This window comes from Alphaproteobacteria bacterium (assembly GCA_025210155.1).
Lineage (GTDB): Bacteria > Pseudomonadota > Alphaproteobacteria > Rs-D84 > CASDRH01 > JAOASE01.
This window is the reverse complement of the sequence record JAOASE010000004.1, coordinates 32008-55227: the sequence shown is the minus strand read 5'-3', so window position 1 is coordinate 55227 and position 23220 is coordinate 32008. Positions and strand designations below refer to the sequence as shown.

The window sequence follows — 23220 nt, the reverse complement described above, 5'->3', positions numbered from 1 at the left end:
GATATGGGACAAAAAATTAATCCAATAGGTCTAAGATTAACTATTAACAAAACTTGGGGATCAAAATGGTTCGCTGAGAAAAAAGATTATGCTAAATTATTGCATAATGATATTAAAATCAGAAAATTCTTAGAAAAAAGGTTGGCATCAGCTGGTTTATCAAAAGTTGTTATTGAAAGATCTTCTAAGAAAGCTGTTATTAACATTCACGCATCTCGTCCTGGTGTTATCATCGGTAAAAAAGGTGAGGGAATTGAAACTCTTAAAAAAGAAGTTCAAAAAGTAGCGGAAGGTGATGTTGTATTAAACATCGTTGAAGTTAAAAAACCTGAATTAGATGCAAAAATCACAGCTGAAAACATTGCTAGACAAATTGAAAAAAGAATTTCATATAAGAGAGCAATGAAAAGAGCTTTACAAGATGCTATGAGAATGGGCGCTAAAGGTATTAAAGTTTCTATCGGTGGTCGTTTAAATGGTGCTGAAATCGCAAGAGTTGAGTGGTCAAAAGAAGGAAGAATTCCTCTTCATACTTTAAGATCTGACATTTCTTACGGAATCGCAAGAGCAAATACAACTTACGGCGTTATCGGAATTAAAGTTTGGATTTATACTGGCGATAAAACAACTTATGTTGAAGAAAAAGCACCTGCAAAAGGTAAAAAATAATAAAAAGATTTATTGTTAAGACGAAAAATATAAGGAATATAGAAAATGTTAATGCCAAAAAGAACAAAATTTAGAAAAATGCACAAAGGCAGAATTAGAGGTGAGGCTAAAGGCGGAACTGAACTAAGCTTTGGTAAATTCGGTCTAAAAGCTCTATCATCTGAAAGAGTTAACTCAAGACAAATTGAGGCTGCCAGAAGAGTTGTATCTAGAACAATGAAAAGACAAGGTAAGCTTTGGATTAGAATCTTCCCAGATCTTCCAGTTACATCAAAAGCAATCGGTGTAAGACAAGGTAAGGGTAAAGGTGCTGTAGATTACTGGGCTTGCAGAGTTAAACCAGGTAGAGTAATCTTCGAACTAGACGGTGTACCTGCTGATATAGCTGAAAAAGCTTTGACTGCAGCAGCTTACAAACTTCCAGTTAAATGTAAATTCGTAGCTAGAAGAGAATTCGAATAAAAAAAATAAAAAAAAGTGTTGCAAAAACATTATAAAAAGGGTTATATAAGATGGCTAAAAAGAACGACATTTTAAAATTGAGAACAGCGACTGTTGATCAAATGCAAGAAAAAATCGTTGAGTTAAAGAAAACTTTAATGAACTTGAGATTTGGTTTAGCAACTGGAAAGTTAAGCAACGTTTCAGAAATTAGAAAAGTAAGAAGAGATATCGCTAGATTAAAAACTTTTCAAACAGAAGCTAAAAAGCAAAATATTAAAGAAGGAGCAAAATAATGCCAAAAAGAGTTTTGCAAGGAACAGTAGTAAGTACTAAGATGGATAAAACTATCGTGGTTGACGTTGAAAGAAAATTCAAACACCCACTTTATAAAAAATTCATTAAAAGTAACAAAAAATTTCACGCACATGATGAAAAAAATGTTGCAAAAGTTGGTGAAATAGTAAAAATTATAGAAACTAAACCTTTTTCTAAGACTAAAACTTGGGAATTGTTAGTTGAAGATAAAAAATAAAAAGTAAGGTAAGAGGTATTTAGATATGATACAAATGCAAACAGTTTTAGACGTTGCAGATAACTCAGGAGCAAAATCTGTTCAATGTATTAAGGTATTGGGCGGTTCTAAAAGAAGATATGCTTCTATCGGTGATGTTATTGTAGTTTCTGTTAAAGACGCTATTCCTAGAGGTAAAGCTGAAAAAGGAAAAGTTTACAAAGCTGTAGTTGTTAGAACAGCTAAAGAAATTAAAAGAAAAGATGGTTCTTCATTAAAGTTCGATCACAATTCAGCAGTATTGTTGAACACAAACTTAGAGCCAATCGGAACTCGTATCTTTGGCCCTGTGGCAAGAGAACTTAGAGGTAAATTCCAAAAGATAGTATCTCTAGCTCCAGAAGTACTATAATTTAAATATTAAGAAGGAATATAGAACAATGACTAATATTAAGTTAAAAGTTAAAAAAGATGACGAAGTAATCGTTTTGACTGGTAAAAACAAAGGTCAAAAAGGTAAAGTTGTTAAATCTATGCCAAAAGAAAACAAAGTTATCGTGGCTGGAATTAATATCGTTAAAAAACACCAAAAAGCTGACGCTATGGGTAAAAAAGCAGGTATCGTTGAAATTGAAAAACCAATCAACGCATCAAATGTTGCTTTAGTTGATCCAAAAGACGGCAAAGCTACTAAAGTTGGTTATAAAACTTTAGAAGATGGTAAAAAAGTAAGAGTTTCTAAAAGAACTGGTGAAGTAATCGCTTAAGCTTCACAAGGTTAGGCGCAATATTGGATGCCCGACTGGGGCACAGCAAATTGAAGGAAAAATAAAATGGCTAGGTTACACGACTTATACGTAGAAAAAATTAAAAAAGAAATGAAAGAGAAATTTGGTTATTCTCATGATTACCAAATTCCAAAACTAGATAAAATCGTTTTAAATATGAGAGTAGGTGAAGCTACTGACGATAAAAAAAGAATTAACGGTGCTGTAGATGATATGACAAGAATCGCAGGTCAAAAACCAGTTGTTTGTAAAGCTAAAAAATCAGTTGCATCTTTCAAATTAAGAGAAGGTATGCCAATTGGTGTTAAAGTTACTCTAAGAAGAGAAAACATGTACCAATTCTTAGACAGATTAATCAATGTTGCGTTGCCAAGAACAAAAGACTTCCGTGGTATTAACGGTAAATCTTTCGACGGAAACGGAAACTATGCATTCGGTATTAAAGAACAAATTATATTCCCTGAAATCGACTATGACAAAATCGATAAAATCAGAGGTATGGATATCGTAGTTTCTACAACTGCAAAAAATGATGAAGAAGCTAAAGCTTTATTATCTATGTTTAACTTCCCGTTTTTTAACTAATTAGAAGGATTGAGATTATGGCAAAAGTTGGAATGATCAACAGAAACGAAAAAAGAAAAAAATTAGTAGCTAAATTTTCTGCTAAAAGAAAGAAACTATTAGCTATAGCTAGAGATAAAAACGCTTCTGCTCAAGACAGAGTAAAGGCTAATATGGCTCTAGACAAATTACCTAAAAATTCATCTGCTACAAGAATTAGAAACAGATGTGAAATCACTGGAAGACCTAGAGGTTTCTACAGAAAGTTCAAAATCAGCAGAATCGCTCTTAGAGAGCTTGCGAATGAAGGTAAGTTACCAGGCGTAAGAAAATCAAGCTGGTAATCTAATAAAATCTGTTACAATTATTGATGCCAAAGATGTTGTAATATAATATTAATTTTTATAAGTCCCACAAGGGATACTGTAAGAAAAGGAAAAGAAAAATGCAAATTTCAGATACAATTGCAGATATGTTAGCCAGAATCAGAAATGGTCAAATGGCAAAAAAAGAATCAGTAGCGTGCCCATCTTCTAAATTAAGAAAAGCTGTTTTAGAAGTTCTTAAAGAAGAAGGTTTCATTACAAGCTACGACGAAAAAGAATTAAGAGCTGGTGTTAAAGAATTAACTATTACTCTTAGATATTTCGAAGGCGAAGGCGCAATCAAAGAAGTTAAAAAAGTTTCTAAACCAGGTAGAAGAGTATACAGCAAATCAGCTGAAATTCCTGCTGTTATGAACGGTTTGGGTGTTGCGATACTTTCAACTGCACAAGGTGTTATGGCGGATCATACTGCTAGAGAAAAGAACCTTGGTGGCGAAATCATTTGTACAGTATTTTAATTAGAGAATAAGGAAATTTAAGATGTCAAGAGTTGGAAAATATCCAGTAGAGATCAAAGACGGCGTTACAGTTTCTATCGAAAACAACGAAGTAGTTGTTAAAGGTAAATTAGGTGAGCAAAGAGTTGCTATAGTACCTAGCGCTGTTACAGTAAAAATAGAAGATAACAAGGTAATCGTTGCTCCAGTTAAAGAAAATGACAAATTTTCTACAGCTATGTGGGGAACAACTAGAGCTAATATTAACAACGCAGTAGTTGGTGTTTCTGAAGGTTTCACTAAAGAACTAGAACTAAAAGGTGTTGGTTATAAAGCTCAACTACAAGGTAATGCATTAAACTTATCTTTAGCATTCTCTCACGAAGTTATTTACAAACTTCCAGAAGGTGTTAAAGCAGAATGTCCAAGTGCTACAGAAATTAAATTAACTTCTGCAGATAAACAATTAGTTGGACAAGTTGCATCAGAAATCAGAGCCTACAGAAAACCTGAACCATACAAAGGAAAAGGTATTAGATACAAAGGCGAATATGTTCGTAGAAAAGAAGGTAAGAAGAAATAATCTTCGGTAAAAACCAGAAATAGATAAAATTATATAAGGAATAAAGAAATGAACTTATCTGATAAAAGAAAAGCTAGAGCAAGATACCAGTTAAAAAAGAATAACAAAGGTGGTCTTCCAAGACTAGTTGTTAACAGAACTTTAAAAAACATCTATGCTCAAATAGTTTGTGATAAAGAAGCTAAAACATTATGCTCTTTCTCTACAAAATCAAAAGACTTCAAAGCTGAAAAAACTTACGGTATTGAAGCTGCGAAACTTGTAGGTGCAGAAATAGCTAAACTAGCTAAAAAAGAAAAAATCTCTAAAGTAATCTTCGATAAAAGTGGTGTTAAATATCACGGAAGAGTTAAAGCTTTGGCTGATGCTGCTAGAGAAAACGGTTTAGAATTTTAATAAAAGGGAAATAATAAAATGGCTATAAAACAAAATAAAAAAGCAGATGATGGTCTATTTGATAAATTAGTTTTCATCAACAGAGTTACAAAAGTTGTTAAAGGTGGTAAAAACATGTCTTTCGCAGCTATCGTAGTTGTTGGTGACAAAAATGGTAAAGTAGGTTTCGGTACAGGAAAAGCAATCGAAGTTCCAACTGCGGTTAAAAAAGCTACAGAAGCAGCTAAAAAGAACATGATTAAAGTACCATTAAAAGAAGGTAGAACTTTACACTCAGACGTTAAAGCAACATTTGGTGCTGGTAGAGTAGTATTAAGATCAGCTCCTTCAGGTACAGGTATTATCGCTGGTGGTCCAATGCGTGCTGTATTCGAAGTATTAGGTATCCAAGATATCGTAGCAAAATCATTAGGTACATCAAACCCTCATAACATGATCAGAGCAACTTTCAAAGCTTTAGAAGGAACTCTTTCTCCTAAATCAGTTGCAGACAGAAGAGGTCTTAAAGTAAACGAAATTACTAACAGAAGAGACATCAATCTTAAATTAGTAAAAGAAGAAAAAGAAGCTAAATAGTTTAAGAGGTAACAAAGATGGCAGATAAAATGATTACAGTAAGACAAGTAAAAAGCGTTATCGGTAGAAATGAAAAACAAAGAGCTACTGTTAAAGGCTTAGGCTTGAGAGGTATTAATTCTACAAAACAATTAAAAGACACGCCAGAAGTTAGAGGTATGGTTAAAAAAGTATCTCACTTGGTAGAAATTGTTGAATAATATAAAAATTTTAAAAAAAGGAATTAAAAAATGAAATTAAATATGTTATCAGACAACAAAGGTGCTAAAAGCTCTAAAATGAGAGTTGGTAGAGGTATCGGATCAGGTAAAGGTAAAACTGCTGGTAGAGGTCACAAAGGACAAAAATCTAGAGAAGGCGTATCTATCAATGGTTTCGAAGGTGGACAAACTCCTTTACACAGAAGATTACCAACTAGAGGTTTCTCAAACTTTGTATTCAAAAAAGTTTACGCTGTAGTAACTTTAGAAAAATTACAAGCAGCTGTAGATAGCAAAAAATTAAAAGCATCAGCTAAAATTAACGAAGCTACTCTAGTAGAAGCAGGCGTAATTTCAAAAGCTAAAAACGGCGTTAAAGTTATTGCTAAAGGTGAAGTTAAATCAGCTTTAAAATTAGAAGTAGCTAAATGTTCAGACAGTGCTAAAGAAGCTGTTGAAAAAGCTGGTGGATCTGTGAAACTTATCGAAGCTAAAAAAGTAGAAGGTAAACTTCCTGCTAAAAACAAAGAAAAAGTTTCTAGATTAGAAAAGAAAAATAAATCTAAAAAATAAGGTGATTGCATATGAGTTCTATTGCTGAAAAAATAGCATCAAGCATATCAATGACAGATTTGAAGAAATCTTCTGCTTTAAAACAGAGGATTTTCTTCACAATCATGGTCTTAATAATTTATAGAGTGGGTTCTTTCATACCATTACCAGGTGTTGATGCGTCTGCGTTGAAAGAATTATTCTCAGGTGAGGGGTCTGGATTACTAGATATCTTTAACTCATTCACTGGTGGTGCGTTATCTAGAATGACGATTTTCGCATTGAACATCATACCTTACATCTCTGCATCAATCATTATGCAAATGATGACTTTTGTTACACCGTCACTTTCTCAACTAAGAAAAGAAGGTCCTTCAGGTCAACAAAAGATAAATCAATACACTAGATATCTAACAATCTTGATTTGTTTAATCCAAGGTTACGGTATGGCTATGGGACTTATGGCAACAGAAGGTGCTGTAATAAACCCAGGTGGATTTTTCATCTTTTCAACAATGGTTTCATTACTAGCAGGTACTATGCTTGTTATGTGGATGGGTGAGCAAATCACTATTAAAGGTATTGGACAAGGATCATCATTAATAATCTTTGCTGGTATCATAACTACATTCCCAACAAGATTTATGCAATTAACTCAATTAGCTAATGTTGGTCAAATCCAACCTATAACATTAATGGCTATTATTGCAGGTATTCTAGCATTATTCTACGTAACTGTTTTCGTAGAAATGGCTCAAAGAAGAATATCAATCCATTATCCAAAAAGAGCTAATATGATGGGTAACCAAAATATGACACACATGCCATTGAAGCTAAACCTTGCAGGTGTATTACCTCCAATCTTCGCTCAATCGCTAGTAGGTATCCCAGCTCTTATTGCTACTTTCTTAAGTAAAGCAGGCGTACAATCTAACTCACTACAATTAGTTAACTCATTCCTACAAATCGGAAGCTTAACTTATATCATAGTAGTAGGTTTATTAATAGTATTCTTCTCATTTATGTTTGCATCATTGCACTTTAATCCAGAAGAAACAGCAGAAAATTTAAAAGACAGTGGAGCATTCATCCCAGGAATTAGACCAGGTGAATCAACTGCTAAATACTTTGATTATATAACAACTAGACTAACAGTTTTCGGAGCTGGCTTCCTAGCAGTAATCTGCTTATTACCAGACTATGTAACAGGAAACTTTGGTGTTATGTTGATAAGCGGAACAGGATTGTTAATCATAGTAAACGTTATTATGGAAACAATTTCACAAATTCAATCTCATCTAATCTCTAGCCAGTATGAAGCTATCATGAAATCTGCTGGTAAACAAAAAAGAAGATTTAGATAAGGTTGCGCGCTGAGAGCAAAAGGTAACCTCTCAGCAAAACCCAAAGGTGTAAATCATCTATTTGACATGAAAAAGCATTTACTCGAGATCTTTTTGTTGAGCTGACCCGGCGATGAAATAAAAAGAAACTTTTTTATTGACATTTAGTACAGATTGCATAATATAAAAACAATTTTTAAGATAATACTCAAGGAGACAAAAATTGGCACGTATATCAGGTGTAAATATTCCAAATGAAAAGAGAGTTGTTATTGCTCTTACTTATATTTATGGAATTGGAAGAACAACAGCAGTAGAAATCTGCAAAAAATTAAAAATTAAAGACGATATGAGAGTTTCATCATTAACAGATGATCAAATTATCAAAATCCGTGATTTAATCGACTCTACATACAGTGTGGAAGGTGACAAAAGAAGAGAAGTTTCTATGAATATCAAAAGACTTCAAGATCTTAGATGTTACAGAGGTATCAGACACACTAAAAGACTTCCAGTAAGAGGTCAAAATACTAGAACTAATGCTAGAACTCGTAAAGGTAAAGCCGTTGCGATAGCAGGTAAGAAGAAATAGTTAGGAGTTAATTAAAAATGGCTACAGTATCAAAAGTTAAAAAAAGAGAAAGAAAAAACGTTCCTGCTGGAATTGCACACGTTTTAGCTACTTTCAATAACACAAGAATCACAATTACAGACCTTTCAGGTTCAGTAGTAAGCTGGTCTACATCAGGTTGCCACGGCTTCAAAGGTGCTAAAAAAGCTACACCATATGCTGCAACAATCACTGCAGAAGATGCGGCTAAAAAAGCTATGGAACATGGAATGAAAAGCGTTGAAGTTAAAACTCACGGTCCAGGTTCTGGTAGAGAAGCTGCAATCAGAGGTTTACAATCAGCTGGTCTAGTTGTTCAAACTATCGTTGACATAACTAAAGTACCACACAACGGTTGTAGAGCTAAGAAAGCTAGAAGGGTTTAATTTTTTAATTAACCCTTGCTTTGGTTTTCAAAGCGAACAAAAAAATATAGTCCAAATCCAAACATGGGAGATAATACAGTGATAGAACATAATTGGCAAGATCTAATAAAACCAGAAAAAGTAACAATTGAAAAAACAGCGAGAGAAAATGAAGCTGTTTTAGTTGCAGAACCATTGGAGAGAGGCTACGGTCTGACTTTAGGAACAGCTTTAAGAAGAATCTTACTATCATCTTTACAAGGTACAGCTCTTGTAGGAATGAAAATTGATGGCGTTTTACATGAATTCTCATCAAAAGTAGGTATGAAAGAAGATATCATAGAATTTATGCTTAACTTAAAACAAGTTAGCTTAAAATCACATTCTATGGGACAAAAGAAATTAACGTTAAAAGCAACTGGTCCTTGCGTAGTTACTGCAGGCGACATCGAAGAAGCTAATGGCGTAGAAGTTCTAAACAAAGACTTGGTACTTTGTAACCTAGACGGCAAAGGCGAAATTAATATCGAACTATTTGCTGATACAAACAAAGGTTATAAAACTTCAGAAGAACTAAAAGTAGAAAACGCACCTATCGGATACATTTCTTTAGACGCAATCTTCTCACCAGTTCTAAACGTTGCTTACAAAGTATCACCAGCCAGAGTTGGTCAAAGAACAGACTTCGACAAACTAGAACTAACAGTTAAAACAAATGGTGCTATGACTCCAGAAGATGCAGTTGCATTAGCAGCTAGAATCATGACTGATCAAGCAACATTATTCATCAACTTTGAAGATCCTGAAACAGTTACAGCGGAAGAAGTAGAAGAAGAACTACCATTCCCTAAGGCTCTATTGAAAAAAGTAGATGAACTAGAATTATCAGTTAGAGCAGACAACTGCTTAAAGAACGACGAAATCCTTTACATTGGAGATCTAGTTCAAAAAACTGAAAACGATATGTTGAAAACTCCTAACTTCGGTAGAAAATCTCTAAACGAAATTAAGAGTCAACTAGAAGCTATGGGCTTACACCTTGGTATGAAAGTAGAAGGGTGGAGACCAGAGAACATTGAAGAACTAGCTAAAAAATATGAAAATCCATATAGCTAATAATTCAATAAAATAATTATTTAATCTTGCCTTTCGCTTAAGCTATTAGGTGAGGGCAAGATGAAATTAAATCCACATCACAAGTTGATGTAAAGCAAAAGAAGAAAGGTATACTACAATGAGACACAGAATGTCAGGAAGAAAATTAAATAGAACATCATCACACAGAAAAGCAATGCTTTCAAACATGGTTTGTGCATTAATCGAACATGAACAAATCAAAACAACTTTGCCAAAAGCGAAAGACCTAAGAACTTTTGCTGATAAGATGATCACATTAGCTAAAAAAGATACATTAGCATCAAGAAGACAAGCATTCGCTTTCTTAAGATGTGAAGAATCAGTTAAAAAACTATTCAACGAATTAGGTAAAAGATACGCTGATAGAAACGGTGGATATACAAGAGTATTAAAAGCTGGTTTCAGATACGGTGACGCTGCTCCTATGGCAATCATTGAATACGTTGAAAGAAACGAAGATGCTAAAGGTGCTAAACAAAAAGCTCAAGTTGCAGCAGAAAAAGCAGTAATTGCTGAAATGCAAAAACAAATGGAAGCAGCTGCTCCAAAAGCAGAAGCTCCAGCAGTAGCTAAAGATACAACTCCAAAAGTTGCAAAATCTACAGCTAAAAAAGCAGCTTCAACTAAGTCAGCTCCAAAAGCTACAGTTCAAAAAGCTAGTGGTAGAGGTAAGTAGTCCAAGACTAAATGCCTTACAGCAAAAAATAAAAAAGCTCCCAATAGGGAGTTTTTTTTATAAATAGAGTGAATTCTAAATTAACCTTTTTTTCTATCCTTTATGCCTCTGTTAATACCATATATACTTATAGCAATAAAAGATACTTGAATTATAAAAGAGGGTAGATTCCATGCGAATGCTAAAGAATAAAGAACGCATACGCAGGCAGCAATATTTATCCCACAATAAGAAATATCATGAGGTTTAACTCTACCAGTTTCTAATAAAAAATAATCCAGTATTAATAGAAAAACACCAATTCCACCAATTATATTATAAAGTTCCATAACTCCTCCAAATTTTTAATAGATTATACCATAAATACTAATTTAAATATATATTAAATTTTTTCCTTGCATTTTTTATTATAATACCTCAAAATAACAAAGCTAAACTTATGAATTTATACAGCTTTCTAAAGGTAAGCTATAAATATTAAGAAAGGCAAATTTATACGGTTCGTCCAAGAACGAACTATAAATTAACGAAAAACTTTCCTAAAAGGTTAGTTTTAGAGTTTTTGAAGTTTTGAATTAAATAGATATAAAAGTAATTTGGAAGTGTATAATTAATACTCGACATAATTACCTTTTACGATTAGTTAATCAAAAATTTGAAAACCTTGATATAATAAGGAATATACAATGTCAAAAACAATAGTATTTATACCATCTCGTCTTGCTTCGACTAGATGTCCAAACAAACCTCTTGCTGATATCAACGGCAAATCAATGATTTTAAGAATTTACGAAAACGTTAAAAATATGACTGACTACGATGTATGTGTTGCAGCAGGCGATCCTGAAATTGTAGAAGAAATAGTTAAAAACGGTGGAGAAGCAATCTTAACAGATCCAACTCTTCCTTCAGGTTCAGATAGAATCTACGCAGCTCTACAAAAGATAGATCCAGATGGAACAAAATATGATAGAGCAGTATCTTTCCAAGGAGACGCTATTAACGTTAATCCTAACGCAATTACAGCTCTTGTAGAACTACAAGAAAAGACAGGCGCTGATGTAACAACTCCAGTAAAGATAATGGATGAAAAAGATTACTATCAACCAAACTTTGTAAAAGTAGCCGCTGGTTTTAAAGAAGGTGAAGATGAAGCAAGGGCTTTATACTTCTCAAGATCTTTAATTCCATTCGACAGAGATGCAGATAATAAAAGAGAAATTTACGACCACGTAGGAATTTACGTTTACAAAGTAGAATCTCTTAAAAAGTTCATTTCATCTCCAGTTGGCATTTTAGAAAAAAGAGAAATGCTTGAGCAACTTAGAGTTATGGAACTAGGCATGTCAATTTATGTTAAACTTCTAAAAGAGATAAAACTAATTAAGGAAGCACCTGCAGACGTAGATACTCCAGAAGAATTAGAACTTTGTAGAAAATACATTAAATAAGAAATCACTGGAGGGAATAAAGTCCCTCCATATTAACATAAGGAGATAAATAAAATGTCACAAAAAGAATTTGCATTATTAAAAAATTTCGACAACGAATCTTACATAATAGATTTACCGCTTTCAACAGTTCTAATGACTAACAAAGAAGAATGTCCTTGGATACTTCTAATACCAAGAAAGTTAAAAGAAAATGGCGATCCAATAACACAAATGAACCAATTAACAGAAGAAGATCAAATGCAGCTGCAAAGTGAAATAACTTTAGCATCAAACGTTATGGAAGAGCTTTTCCCTTGCGATAGAATTAATGTTGCCGCAATAGGAAACATGACACCACAACTTCACGTTCATGTAATTTGCAGAACAAAAAATGATCCTCACTGGCCAGATACTATATGGAATAAACCATTAACAGAAATGGAAGAAAAAGATATGGAAATTAGAGCAGAAAGAATCAGAGAGGAATTTGAGAAGTTCTGCTAAATACTTTAATCTTGATTTTTAAAAACAAAAAATATAGCATTAACAAGAAATTTAACAAAATACAAAGGATAAAAAATGACTACAATTTTTACATTCCCAGGACAGGGAAGTCAAAAAGTAGGTATGGGTAAAGATTTATATGATAACTACTCATCTGCTAAAGAAGTATTCGACAGAGCTGATAAAGCTTTAGGTTATGAAATATCAAAAATTATGTTTGAAGGCGACGATGCTACACTTGGTAAACCAGAAAACGTTCAACCAGCAATCTTAGTAGCTTCAATCGCAACATTAAGAGCTTTCGAAGAAATTTCAGGTAAAAAATTAGAAGAAGTCGCTGATATGGTAGCAGGTCACTCTCTAGGTGAATATTCAGCATTAGTTGCTAGTGGAGCATTAAGTTTAGAAGACGCCGTTAGACTTGTTCATGCAAGAGGTAAATTTGCAGCAGAATGTGTTGAAGAAGGTGTTGCTGGTATGATGGCAATATTAGGTCTTCCTGTAGAAAAAATTAAAGAAATATGTGATGAAGTTACAGCTAAAGGCGAAGACTTTTACTGTGATATAGCCAATGACAACTGCCCAGGTCAAGTTGTTATCTCTGGTTATAAAAAAGGTTTAGAAGAAGCCGGCGTTAAATGTAAAGAAGCTGGTGCAAAAAGAGCATTACCTTTGCCAGTGTCAACACCAACTCACTCAGAATTAATGAAACCATCTCAAGATAAAATAGCTGAGTTATTAGGTAAAGTAGAAATGCAAGAACCTAAAATTAAATTCTTATCTAACAAAAGTGGTGAAGTAGAAGCATCTACAGATGAAATTAAATCTCACTTAACTTTCCAAATAACAAATGGAGTTAAATGGGTTCAATCTGTTAACAACATGGTTTCAAAACACGGTATGAAAACTTTTGTAGAATGTGGAACTGCTAACGTTCTAACAAACCTTTTCAAAAGATTTGACCTTGGAGAAGGTTCAGAATTAGTTTGTTTCAATACATTAGAAAATATTAAAGAATTTTCATCTAAATAATGTATTTGAATATGTTATAAAAATTTGTTAAACTCTCTTAAGAAAATTAAGGGAGTTTTTTTATGGTTAAAAGCAAAGAAAAATTACAAAAAGCAAAAGGTCGTTCAATGATAGAAATGCTAGGGGTGCTAGCAATTATCGCAATTATAGTTTTGATAGGTTTTAGGTTGTACAGGATGGCTCATAAACAAACCAAAATGAATGATTTAAAAAATGAAGTTGCAAGTATATCTCAAAACATAAAGAAAAATTATGTAGGAACTACTTATACAGATGAAGGTGTAGTGCTAGGAGAGGACAGAACATTTAAAAACCTTTTTGTTGATACTGGTATAATGGATTCTAATATAACGCCATTTGGCGGGGAATATGATGTTACAGCCATGAGTGAAAAATTATATAGGCTTGATATAACAAATGCAGATAGTGAAGAAGAATGTCAATTTATAGCTCAAGATGATGACTTTGTAACGAAGTTAGATGATGTTTATATTGCTTGTACAACTGAAAATGAGATAACAGAAGGAAATAATTTTGTGACATATGCAGGTATGACTCCTCAAAAGTCATCAGCCTCAGGTGGGTCGGTTAACCCTGACGGTAGTGTCAATAATAATTCATCTGTTTCAGAAGGTTCTAATGGCGACGAATATACTCCAAGTGAAGAATTGGTAAGTAGTCTTAGTCAAATTCCAACAATGGATTTAATGTACGTATGCACATCTTCTAAAAACACAGCAGCATGCGATGAATTTATGACTAGAGAAGATATACCTATGCCAGCATACTATGGATTGGTTTGTAGTGCTGGAATACAAACTGCTTGTGAAAAATACGCTACTACAGGAGATACAATGTTTCTTAGAAATGCATGTGAAGGAAGTAACAATGATTCTGTCTGTCAGATTTATGTTGATTCTGGAGTTTCATCTGCTGAATTAAAATATGCGTGTGGTAATAGTGGTTCGGATGTTGTCTGCGGGGAATACCTAAAATCTAATCCGGCATCAAAAGATATGGCCTGGGCTTGCCAAGGAGGTAGTGATGTGGTTTGCCAAGCATTTATGGATACTGGTTCTACTTCAGCTTCAGAATTATATACTGCTTGTAAAGGTGGCGGTGAAGGTGCTTGTGAAAAGATGGCAGAAGTTACTAGTAGCTCATATTATTTAGGATTAGCATGCGCCGGAGGAAACGATTTAATTTGTGAAAAATTAATTAGCTTACCTAGTAAATCCCAAGGGGACTTAAAGAGTGCTTGTAGAGGAGGTCATGAAGGAGCTTGCGCAGCATTTTTAGAAACTAATCCAGACGCTCAATCATTACAAGAAACATGTAGCTCGGGAAAAGATGAGGCAACATGTGCAGCTCTTTTATCAAGTAATCCAACAGACAATAACTTAGGTTTTGCATGTCAAGGATCTGGTTACGATAATGTGTGTCAAGCTTGGATAGATTCAGGCGCCTCAGTAAGTAATATGTCTTCTGGTTGTGGTAAGCAAGGTAGTGAACTTTTGTGTCAAACAGCTTGCGACAGAGGAGATACAAGATCTTGTTATAATTTAGAAATTATTAATGATGGTGGTTGGAATAATTAATCATTTGAAAATAATAAAAAAATTTGTTAAACTCTCTTAAGAAAATTAAGGGAGTTTTTTTTATGAAAGGTAATAAAGATATGCAATCTCAAATCAAAAAAAATAAACATGGAAGGTCTATGATCGAAATGCTTGGTGTTTTAGGTATCATGGCAGTTATAACAGTGCTTGCAATTATAGCATATAAAATGGCATATAGAAATTCCAAGATGAATGAATTAAAACAAGAGTTAGGAAGTATAAACCAACAAATAGAAACTAGCTATGCAAATCAAAAATTCCAAGACGAAGGTGTTGTATTAGGTGAAGATAGAACATTTGAAAATATGTTTGTAGATACTAATATGATTAAATCAGCAATAACTCCATTTGGAGGAACTTATTCAATTTCAGCAGTATCAAATGATTTATATGAAATTAAAATGGAAGGTATCGACGAAGAAGATTGTAACTACATCATAAATGACAGTAATCTTCTGAATAAAATAGAAAAGATGACAATATCTTGTGTAGATATAAACGGTTTAGAGCATTTTGCAAAAAACAATACAAACGATCCGGATTATTCAGGCGGTAACGGTGGAAATACAGGCGAACCTGGAGGCGGAGATGAACCAGAAGAGCCATTTGAACCTAGTGCTGATTTAAGAGAAATGTTTAGAGGTATGGACCCTTATGCATTAGCTGAAGCATGTGGAGCAACTAAAAATGAAGCTGTTTGTAAGGCTCTAACAGATAATGCCTATTATCAAAGTAATGTAGCAAATGCATGTACTCAATCAAAAGTAGACTCAGTTTGCGAAGCTTATGTGGAAAGTATGACTAGAGAATCCAGAATGTCTAGTGCGTGTAGACAAGGAATAGATCTGGCCTGTGATAAACTTTTATCCTTGGAAAATCCAAGTCAATATCAATTAGCTAGTGCATGTGAAGGTGGAAATGAAGCTGTATGCCAAGCCTTTTTAGACACAGGATATCAAGGTGGATTAGCTGGTGCTTGTAGAGGTGGTAACAAAACAGTATGTGATGCTTGGCTTGCCACAAATCCTAGTGAAGACCAACTGGGAAGCACTTGCGGTTATGGTGTTGAATCAGTATGTGAAGCATATTTAGCAAAGAATCCAACTTCAGAACAGGGGCTTGCAGATGCCTGTAAAGGTGGTAATGCAGAAATATGCCAAAAATACTTAGACTCAAACCCTTCAAGTGAGTATGGTATGGCATATGCTTGTCAAAAAGGTGGTAACGAAGCAGTTTGTGATGGTTTCTTAGATAAACTAGAGGAGATGGATCAGGAGTGGGCTTATGATTATTATTTAAGTGATACATGTTCCAATGCTGGCGTAGGTAAGGGGAATAAAAAAGTTTGTGATGCATATGTAGAACATGCAGAATCTAAAGGAGATGAGTATGGTATATCTTCAGCTTTTGCTAACGCATGTCTATCAACTAAAGACGCTAGCTTGTGTTCTTCTGCCTTAGAGGTTGCTGACGATTATGGGCTTAAAAATATGTGTGCGGCGGGAAATAAAGATGCTTGTGATAAAAGTTGTGCAAAAGGTACATCATATAATGCTTCATCTTGCGTAAATTCTAAAGTTATGGAAGAAGGCGGTTGGGAAGGTGAAGTATTCTAATGATACAATATCTTAATCATTTCTACTTGCAATTTTACAAGCAAATGAATAATATAATAAAACGTTAAAAACAAACAAAAGAAGGAAATTAATATTATGTTAGATTTAACAGGTAAAACAGCCTTAGTAACAGGCGGAACAAGAGGTATAGGTAAAGCTATCGCTCAAGCTATGCATAAACAAGGTGCTACAGTAATCATCACAGGAAGAAGTGAAGAAAAAGCACAAGCAGTTGCAAGTGAAATTGGTGCAAATGCTATTGGTATGGCTTACGAAGCAGGTAACGTAGAAAAAGTCGCTGACTTCGCTGAAGCAGTTTTAACTAAAGTTGAAAAACTAGATATTCTAGTAAACAATGCTGGAATCACTAAAGATACTCTAATGATGAGAATGTCTCAAGATGATTGGCAACAAGTTATAGATGTAAATCTTTCATCTAACTTCGCTTTAACAAAGGCATTCTTACCACACATGATGAAAAATAGAGCTGGTAGAGTTATCAACATGACATCAATCGTAGGTGTTATGGGTAATGCTGGTCAAGCTAACTACGCAGCTTCAAAAGCTGGTCTAATAGGTTTTAGTAAATCTATGGCTATAGAAGTAGCTCCAAGAGGAATCACTGTAAATTGTGTGGCTCCAGGATTTATTGCTACAGAAATGACAGATGCTATTCCAGAAAAAGCTAGAGAAGATCTTCTAACTAAAATTCCTGCTAAGAAAATGGGTCAAGTTGAAGATATCGCTAATGCATGTGTATACTTAGCATCAGATGAAGCTTCATATGTTACGGGTCAAACATTACACGTAAACGGCGGAATGTTAAGAGTTTAATTGGTAAAAGTCCAGTAAAAACAAAGGTATAAGTGTGAATTAAATTTTTTGCATAAAGGCTTGACATTGCAAAAACGGTGTTATATACTTTTATTCACATCGTCTCATGACGATTTTGCCTAAGTGCAAAAAATTTGATTTTAATTAATTAAGGAGAAAACTAAAATGGCAACTTTTGAAAAAGTTAAAGAAATTATCGTTAATAACCTAGGTGTAGAAGCTGATAAAGTAGCTATGGAATCTTCATTTACTGAAGATCTAGGAGCTGATAGTCTTGATACTGTTGAATTAGTTATGGCATTTGAAGAAGAATTCGGCGTGGAAATTCCAGATGATAAAGCTGAAAAAATCTTAAAAGTGTCTGATGCAGTTGAATATATTGACGCAAATTCTTAATCAAAGAATTTTAGAACTTTATTAAAAGTGGCCGGAAAATTTTTCGGTCCTTTTTTTATTTCAAAATAATCCAATTTTATATCATTGTAAAAAAAATCTTCTTATGGTATTTTGTATTTAAGAAATAGAGGAGATTATTATGCTAATTACAACAACATCAACAATAGAAGCGAAAAAAATAGATTATCTAGGCCTAGTTTCTACGGAAATAGTAACAGGTGTTAATGTATTCAAAGACATGTTTGCCGGAATAAGAGATTTTGTTGGTGGTAGAACTAGATCTTACGAAAGCGAACTTGCTAAAGCTAAGGAAAAAGTTCTTAGAGAGCTTGAAGTAATGGCGATGGAAAAGGGTGCTAACGCAATAATCGGATTAGATTTAGATTTCGAAGTTCTTGGAAAGAATAATAGCATGCTTATGATTACTGCAACCGGTACTGCTGTTAAGGTTTTTTAAATCCTTGAATAAATCAATAAAAACTTGAAACTTATCAATAAATTTGATATTATTAAATATAAATATTTCAAGGAGAGAGGGATGAGTAAGTCACAAGTAAATGCTTCACAAGTAGATATAAAGTTAAAAGACACAGAAACAATTCTAACTGAAGAAGAGCAAAAGCAGTTAGAAGAGGCTTATAGACTTATCAATTTATACAGACAATTTCACATCTTAGAGGGCGGTCCTAAGATGCTTAATGACATGTTTAAAAAAGTTTCAGCTGAAGTTGTTGAAAGAGTAAAGCACCTTCCTGGAGGAGCAAGACTTAATGCTCATATTATAATGTTACAAAATGATGAACTTCAAGATGACGAAATTAAAAAGCACTTACTTCCTTTTGGGGTTGATCCTATAAGAGAATATATGCCAGAATATTTTGAAAAATATTATGCTAAGGATGAGTTGGTTATTAAGAAAGTTACAAACGCAGAACAGAGAAAGAGAAAAGGTAGTAAGGATCAAAAAGCTGCCCTTAATATCATGAAGATGCATAGAGGAGGCGGTATTCCAGAAACTCCTAAGCCTTCTGTTAAAAAAGAAGATACTAAGTCTGAAAATAAAAATGCAAAGCCAGAAGTTAAATCAGAGGCTAAAGCAGAAATCAAACAACCAGATGCTAAAATGAAAGCTCTTTTTGATAGAATTAAATCATTCCAACACTCGCCAGATGATTTAGAAAAATTCCAAAATGATGACTATTTTAAAACGTTTATGCCTAACTGGGTTAGAGGCATAAAAGATCTTATTAGGGAATACGCAGGTGATGAAGCTCAAGAACTTATAGTTAAGTTTGAGGATTTAGCAGCATTCGAAACAGCTTATAGTGCTCTTAAGCAAGCTGAAGGAATTCTATCTTCAGAAGAAGTAGATAAGTTTGAATTAACATCGAAACTTCCAAAATATGAAAAATATTTACCTATGTTTTCAGACTATGGAAATGATATACTTGAAAAATTAAAAGCAAAAATCAAATCTGCATAATCTATTTCAGGAGGGAGAATTGGGATTTTTTAGTAAGGACAAAAGTAACAAAGGTATTATAGAAAAAAGGATTTTAGATGAACTAAAAGACTTCTCTAATACTTATGATAGTCTTGAAAAAATTAAAGCGTTCTCTAAACAGTCTTTTGGTGAAAATTGGAAAGAAGAGTTAACAAAGTTAGTATCTTCTCAGTCTAATGAACTTAAAGAGGTTTTATCTCAAAAGTTAAATCAATTCCTTGATTATGAAATAGCAGTGGATTGCTATAAGAAAGCAACAAAGTTCATCCACTTAGATTTTATCCTAAACAATAATTTGTATGAAGCAAAAGAAATAGTAAAATCAAAAGATTTAATAATTTCTTCATTAAGTAAATTTGGAGGGTCTGGTTCAGATCTAAAAGATAAATTTAAGGAAAAGCTAGATGAATTTAGCAACATACTTCACCATGAAGAGGACGAAAAAGTAGAAGAAATATCTTTAGAAATTTCTCAAGAAAATGATACAAAAGAACCATATAGTGAAGAAGTTATTGCTGTTAAACCAAAAGAAGTTCAAATAGCTGAAGAAAAACTTCCTGAGCCAGCTAATAAGAGAAATATTCTTTCTAAGGAAGAAAACTCTGAACATCTTTCATCATTCCAAGAAAAGGTTAGAGTTGCAAAGATAAAAGATAATATTAATAGATCTTACTCAACGGCAGGACAATCATTAGAAATTAAAGAAGAAACTAATGATCATCACGTAAATGGTTTAGAATGGAATATAAGACATCTATACACTTGCGAAGAGTATTACAAAAATTCACAAAATATCCTTTCATTGGTAGCTGTTGAAAATAAGGCGAAGTCTTTAGAAGAATATAAACATTACCCACTTCTAATAGATCTTTCAAAACATATAATAAAAACTATAAATAAAGTTCTAGCAGAAAAGTCATCAGAAAATTATAGATCTCTATTATCAAAGTATAAAGGAGATGATGCGAGAACTCCTGAAGAAATGTTATCTTATTACACAGAGCAAGTAAAAGAAAATTCAGACTCATTAAATAATGGGGGTAGTGACTTTTCTGAAAGTAGCGCATCTTCAGAACTATCTGATGAAATAAAAAAACAAGTAGAACAGTTAAAAATGGTTGCGTAGGGAGTAATTATATGAAACTAACTAAAGCATTAAATATATTAGGATTAATTTTGTTAACGGGCTGTTACAACTATTCAGAAAAATATGTTGGTTATACCGGTTATATGAACATGGAAGGAGATGACTACAAAAGTTTCCTTACTGGTGAAATGACAGATAGTCAAAAGCAAGTTCTTTTAAGCCAAAAAGAAGAAGTTACTGTAGAAGAAGAAAAAACATATACTCCAGTATACAAAAAGAAATTCTTAAAAACTCAAGACTTAGCAGAAAAGCTAAACTTAGAACTTCCTTTGAGATGTGATGTTGATTGGAATTCTCAAAGCATAACATCAACTCAAGCCGTTCAACCAGGAGCATTTTTCGTTGAAAGAATGGACGGCGGTGCAGACCTTCCAAAACTTATAGTAGAAAAGGTTGAGTTTAAAGATGTTCCACTTGAAAAAGTTATTCTTAAAATCCTAGATAAAACAGGCGTTGAATTATATTCTTACGAAGATCTTTCGGAAAAAGTTAGCATAGAAAGTATAGATGGAAGTTTAGAAAATGTTTTATCTTTCGTTTCTAAACAAGTTAAGCTTTATTATACATATGATGCTAGAAGAAATAGGCTTCACTTAAGCAGAACTGGCAAATGGAATATCCATCTACCATTCGACAAAGAGGTAATCCTTTCTGTAGAAGACGCTCTAAGAGGTGCTGGACTTAATAACCTTATAGTTGACTGGGAAGATAAAGTAATAATTATAGAAGGTGACTTCATCGCGGAAAACACTATGAGAAAAACTCTTCTAGAATTCCAAAAAGAAAGATTCCTAGTAGCTTACGATATGGACATATATAGAGTTTATCCTAAGGGAAGCAATAGCATTAATTGGATAAATATGATTAAAGCTTTCAAAAGAGACACAATAAAAGTTTCTTCAAAAGGAATTATAGGTAGAGCTATCTCAGTTTCAGAAAACTTAGATATCAAATCTCTGCATACTTTCTTGAAACCAGTTGCAAGCCCAGTTCTTATTTCAAGAGGAACATATGTTCTTCCTAATCACTGGCAAGGTAGATTTGACATAGGTAAATGTTCAAGAGATCCTAGACTTGAAACAGATCTATTTGTAATGATGGAAAGTCAATTCAAAGAAAGAGATGTTAAAAAAGATAAGCTAGACATGAAAATGGTTCTAAGAACTTCAAAAGGTGACGTATCTACATTTAAGCTACCTTCAAGATTGGGTGAAAATATACTAATTTTAGGTATTCCAACACACTATTTTGTAGAAGGTGATGAAACAATCATTCATCCAAATACAGAGTTATTGGTGTTCTTAAGCCCAAGAATCATAGAGCTAGTACCAGAAGATGAAGTTTTCTGGAACGACTAGAAATAAAATTTGAACTCTGGCAAGGGCTATATTTTAATAAATATCTTGCAAAATCTTTTTCAAGATATAAAATGTAGTAAAATTATTTTGCCAAAGTATTATCAAAATACGATTAACAAAACGAAAAATTTAACAAAGTAAAAGGATAACTTATGAAAAGAGTTGTGATAACTGGTATGGGGATTGTATCTCCTCTAGGCCATGGATTAGAAGCTAACTGGGAAGAAGGTTTGCTGAAAAAGAAAAGCGGTATTAGCAAAATAACAAAATGTGAATGTGAAGATTTAGCAGCTAAAGTTGCTGGTCAAGTTCCATTAGGCGAAGCTAAAGGTGAATTTAACGCAGACGCTTACGTTGACGTAAAAGATAGAAAAAAAATGGATGACTTCATCGTATACGGTATAGCAGCAGGTGTTGACGCTGTTGAAGACTCAGGCATTATGAACGGCCTAACGGACGAAGAAAAAGACGAAGTTGGTGTATCTATAGGATCAGGAATCGGAGGCTTAGAAAGTATTTGGCAAGCTTCAACAATTTTAAATGAAAAAGGACCAAGAAGAATCTCTCCTTTCTTCATTCCATCAGCGCTAATTAACTTAGCATCAGGACATTTATCAATTAAATATGGTCTAAGAGGACCAAATACAGCTCCAGTTACAGCATGTGCAACAGGTACTCACGCTATTGGTGACGCATTTGAAATGATTAGAAGAGGCGACGCCCTAGCTATGGTTGCAGGTGGTGCTGAAGCAGCAGTAACAAGATTAGGTATCGCAGGTTTCGCATCTGCAAGAGCTTTATCTACAGGATATAACGATACTCCAGAAGTAGCTTCAAGACCTTGGGACAAAGAAAGAGACGGTTTCGTAATGGGTGAAGGCGCTGGTGTTCTAGTACTAGAAGAATATGAACATGCAAAAGCTCGTGGTGCTAAAATTTATGGTGAAGTAGTTGGTTATGGTATGAGTGGAGACGCTTACCACATGACACTTCCAGCTCCAGAAGGTAATGGTGGTTTCAGAGCAATGAAACAAGCTCTTAGAAAAGCAGAAATCAAACCTTCAGATGTTGACTACATTAACGCTCACGGAACTTCAACTCCAGGCGGAGATATGTTAGAATTTACAGCTGTTAAAAACATGTTCGAAGGTACAGATGTATCTATGTCATCAACTAAATCATCAGTAGGTCACTTATTAGGTGCTGCAGGTGCTGTTGAAGCAGTTTACTCTCTATTAGCTATGAGAGACAGCATAATCCCAGCGACTCTTAACTGTAATGATCCTGAAGAAGGAACAGAAGTTATTGATATCGTTAGAGGAGACAATAAGCAAAAAGATATTAAATACGCACTATCTAATTCATTCGGATTTGGTGGTACTAATGCAAGTTTAATCTTCAAAAAATTTGAAGACTAATATCTTAAAGCTATAGAAATCATAAATCGGAATTGAGAAGATTAACTCACATATAATTTTTACTATATGAATTAATTTTTAAAATTCCGATTTTTCTTATAAAAAACATAATAGGATAAATT

General features: G+C 33.6%; 31 protein-coding genes and 1 pseudogene. 31 read left to right on the top strand and 1 reads right to left on the bottom strand.

The genetic code is table 11. The features are described from left to right. Window positions 1-3: 3 nt before the first annotated feature. The 19 genes and pseudogenes from rpsC to rplQ all read left to right on the top strand — a co-directional run bounded on the left by rpsC (window position 4) and on the right by rplQ (window position 10060). Window positions 4-669, top strand: coding sequence for a 30S ribosomal protein S3 (gene rpsC / locus N4A44_01300; GenBank protein ID MCT4552281.1), 666 nt, complete (start codon window positions 4-6; stop codon window positions 667-669). Between the two features lie 45 nt (window positions 670-714). Further along, the gene (rplP, locus tag N4A44_01295) at window positions 715-1131 is read left to right on the top strand and encodes a 50S ribosomal protein L16 (GenBank protein MCT4552280.1); all 417 of its coding nucleotides are present in this window, start codon (window positions 715-717) and stop codon (window positions 1129-1131) included. A gap of 50 nt (window positions 1132-1181) precedes the next feature. Beyond that, complete coding sequence (gene rpmC, locus N4A44_01290) at window positions 1182-1406, top strand: 50S ribosomal protein L29 (GenBank protein MCT4552279.1); 225 nt, start codon at window positions 1182-1184, stop codon at window positions 1404-1406. Beyond that, on the top strand, window positions 1406-1645 hold the full coding sequence (gene rpsQ / locus N4A44_01285; protein MCT4552278.1) for a 30S ribosomal protein S17: 240 nt from the start codon (window positions 1406-1408) through the stop codon (window positions 1643-1645). Before rpmC ends, rpsQ begins: the two co-directional genes overlap by 1 nt. A gap of 25 nt (window positions 1646-1670) precedes the next feature. Beyond that, window positions 1671-2036 carry a 50S ribosomal protein L14 gene (rplN, locus tag N4A44_01280; GenBank protein MCT4552277.1) on the top strand — a complete coding sequence of 122 codons (366 nt, stop codon included), beginning with the start codon at window positions 1671-1673 and terminating at the stop codon, window positions 2034-2036. A gap of 28 nt (window positions 2037-2064) precedes the next feature. After that, entirely contained in the window at window positions 2065-2391 is a 327-nt protein-coding gene (gene rplX, locus N4A44_01275) for a 50S ribosomal protein L24 (protein ID MCT4552276.1), read from the top strand. A gap of 66 nt (window positions 2392-2457) precedes the next feature. Further along, window positions 2458-2997 carry a 50S ribosomal protein L5 gene (gene rplE / locus N4A44_01270; protein MCT4552275.1) on the top strand — a complete coding sequence of 180 codons (540 nt, stop codon included), beginning with the start codon at window positions 2458-2460 and terminating at the stop codon, window positions 2995-2997. Window positions 2998-3014: 17 nt separating this feature from the next. Next, window positions 3015-3320, top strand: coding sequence for a 30S ribosomal protein S14 (gene rpsN, locus N4A44_01265; GenBank protein MCT4552274.1), 306 nt, complete (start codon window positions 3015-3017; stop codon window positions 3318-3320). A 101-nt stretch (window positions 3321-3421) separates the two neighbouring features. Continuing rightward, a complete protein-coding gene (rpsH, locus tag N4A44_01260) occupies window positions 3422-3820 on the top strand; it encodes a 30S ribosomal protein S8 (protein MCT4552273.1) in 399 nt (132 codons plus the stop codon). A gap of 22 nt (window positions 3821-3842) precedes the next feature. Next, the gene (gene rplF, locus N4A44_01255; GenBank protein MCT4552272.1) at window positions 3843-4382 is read left to right on the top strand and encodes a 50S ribosomal protein L6; all 540 of its coding nucleotides are present in this window, start codon (window positions 3843-3845) and stop codon (window positions 4380-4382) included. Between the two features lie 48 nt (window positions 4383-4430). Then, window positions 4431-4778, top strand: a complete 348-nt coding sequence (gene rplR / locus N4A44_01250) for a 50S ribosomal protein L18 (GenBank protein ID MCT4552271.1) — start codon at window positions 4431-4433, stop codon at window positions 4776-4778. Window positions 4779-4796: 18 nt separating this feature from the next. Continuing rightward, a complete protein-coding gene (gene rpsE, locus N4A44_01245; protein MCT4552270.1) occupies window positions 4797-5354 on the top strand; it encodes a 30S ribosomal protein S5 in 558 nt (185 codons plus the stop codon). Window positions 5355-5371: 17 nt separating this feature from the next. Beyond that, complete coding sequence (gene rpmD / locus N4A44_01240) at window positions 5372-5554, top strand: 50S ribosomal protein L30 (protein ID MCT4552269.1); 183 nt, start codon at window positions 5372-5374, stop codon at window positions 5552-5554. Window positions 5555-5584: 30 nt separating this feature from the next. Further along, a complete protein-coding gene (rplO, locus tag N4A44_01235) occupies window positions 5585-6127 on the top strand; it encodes a 50S ribosomal protein L15 (protein MCT4552268.1) in 543 nt (180 codons plus the stop codon). 11 nt (window positions 6128-6138) lie between these two features. Further along, window positions 6139-7470 (top strand): preprotein translocase subunit SecY, encoded by a 1332-nt coding sequence (gene secY, locus N4A44_01230; GenBank protein ID MCT4552267.1) that lies wholly within the window; start codon window positions 6139-6141, stop codon window positions 7468-7470. 202 nt (window positions 7471-7672) lie between these two features. Then, window positions 7673-8041, top strand: a complete 369-nt coding sequence (gene rpsM, locus N4A44_01225) for a 30S ribosomal protein S13 (protein MCT4552266.1) — start codon at window positions 7673-7675, stop codon at window positions 8039-8041. A 17-nt stretch (window positions 8042-8058) separates the two neighbouring features. After that, a complete protein-coding gene (gene rpsK, locus N4A44_01220; protein ID MCT4552265.1) occupies window positions 8059-8445 on the top strand; it encodes a 30S ribosomal protein S11 in 387 nt (128 codons plus the stop codon). A gap of 78 nt (window positions 8446-8523) precedes the next feature. Next, window positions 8524-9540, top strand: a complete 1017-nt coding sequence (locus N4A44_01215; GenBank protein ID MCT4552264.1) for a DNA-directed RNA polymerase subunit alpha — start codon at window positions 8524-8526, stop codon at window positions 9538-9540. A gap of 118 nt (window positions 9541-9658) precedes the next feature. Next, window positions 9659-10060, top strand: a pseudogene (gene rplQ, locus N4A44_01210) (50S ribosomal protein L17). Window positions 10061-10317: 257 nt separating this feature from the next. Here rplQ and N4A44_01205 read toward each other — a convergent pair. After that, window positions 10318-10566 (bottom strand): hypothetical protein, encoded by a 249-nt coding sequence (locus N4A44_01205; GenBank protein ID MCT4552263.1) that lies wholly within the window; start codon window positions 10564-10566, stop codon window positions 10318-10320. A gap of 357 nt (window positions 10567-10923) precedes the next feature. Between N4A44_01205 and kdsB the strand changes: the two genes are divergently transcribed. From kdsB to fabF, 12 genes are all read left to right on the top strand, one after another. After that, the gene (gene kdsB / locus N4A44_01200; protein MCT4552262.1) at window positions 10924-11688 is read left to right on the top strand and encodes a 3-deoxy-manno-octulosonate cytidylyltransferase; all 765 of its coding nucleotides are present in this window, start codon (window positions 10924-10926) and stop codon (window positions 11686-11688) included. Between the two features lie 54 nt (window positions 11689-11742). Beyond that, on the top strand, window positions 11743-12174 hold the full coding sequence (locus tag N4A44_01195; GenBank protein ID MCT4552261.1) for an HIT family protein: 432 nt from the start codon (window positions 11743-11745) through the stop codon (window positions 12172-12174). Between the two features lie 75 nt (window positions 12175-12249). After that, a complete protein-coding gene (gene fabD / locus N4A44_01190; GenBank protein MCT4552260.1) occupies window positions 12250-13206 on the top strand; it encodes an ACP S-malonyltransferase in 957 nt (318 codons plus the stop codon). 62 nt (window positions 13207-13268) lie between these two features. Next, on the top strand, window positions 13269-14804 hold the full coding sequence (locus N4A44_01185; GenBank protein ID MCT4552259.1) for a hypothetical protein: 1536 nt from the start codon (window positions 13269-13271) through the stop codon (window positions 14802-14804). A 62-nt stretch (window positions 14805-14866) separates the two neighbouring features. Further along, window positions 14867-16441, top strand: a complete 1575-nt coding sequence (locus N4A44_01180; protein ID MCT4552258.1) for a hypothetical protein — start codon at window positions 14867-14869, stop codon at window positions 16439-16441. A 96-nt stretch (window positions 16442-16537) separates the two neighbouring features. Further along, window positions 16538-17275 carry a 3-oxoacyl-[acyl-carrier-protein] reductase gene (fabG, locus tag N4A44_01175; GenBank protein MCT4552257.1) on the top strand — a complete coding sequence of 246 codons (738 nt, stop codon included), beginning with the start codon at window positions 16538-16540 and terminating at the stop codon, window positions 17273-17275. A 165-nt stretch (window positions 17276-17440) separates the two neighbouring features. Then, a complete protein-coding gene (locus N4A44_01170) occupies window positions 17441-17671 on the top strand; it encodes an acyl carrier protein (GenBank protein ID MCT4552256.1) in 231 nt (76 codons plus the stop codon). Window positions 17672-17810: 139 nt separating this feature from the next. Further along, window positions 17811-18128 (top strand): heavy metal-binding domain-containing protein, encoded by a 318-nt coding sequence (locus tag N4A44_01165; protein ID MCT4552255.1) that lies wholly within the window; start codon window positions 17811-17813, stop codon window positions 18126-18128. Window positions 18129-18209: 81 nt separating this feature from the next. Further along, window positions 18210-19154, top strand: a complete 945-nt coding sequence (locus N4A44_01160) for a hypothetical protein (GenBank protein ID MCT4552254.1) — start codon at window positions 18210-18212, stop codon at window positions 19152-19154. Between the two features lie 19 nt (window positions 19155-19173). Then, window positions 19174-20301, top strand: a complete 1128-nt coding sequence (locus N4A44_01155) for a hypothetical protein (GenBank protein MCT4552253.1) — start codon at window positions 19174-19176, stop codon at window positions 20299-20301. An 11-nt stretch (window positions 20302-20312) separates the two neighbouring features. Continuing rightward, window positions 20313-21680 carry a hypothetical protein gene (locus N4A44_01150; GenBank protein ID MCT4552252.1) on the top strand — a complete coding sequence of 456 codons (1368 nt, stop codon included), beginning with the start codon at window positions 20313-20315 and terminating at the stop codon, window positions 21678-21680. A gap of 152 nt (window positions 21681-21832) precedes the next feature. Further along, on the top strand, window positions 21833-23098 hold the full coding sequence (gene fabF, locus N4A44_01145; GenBank protein MCT4552251.1) for a beta-ketoacyl-ACP synthase II: 1266 nt from the start codon (window positions 21833-21835) through the stop codon (window positions 23096-23098). Window positions 23099-23220 lie beyond the last annotated feature (122 nt).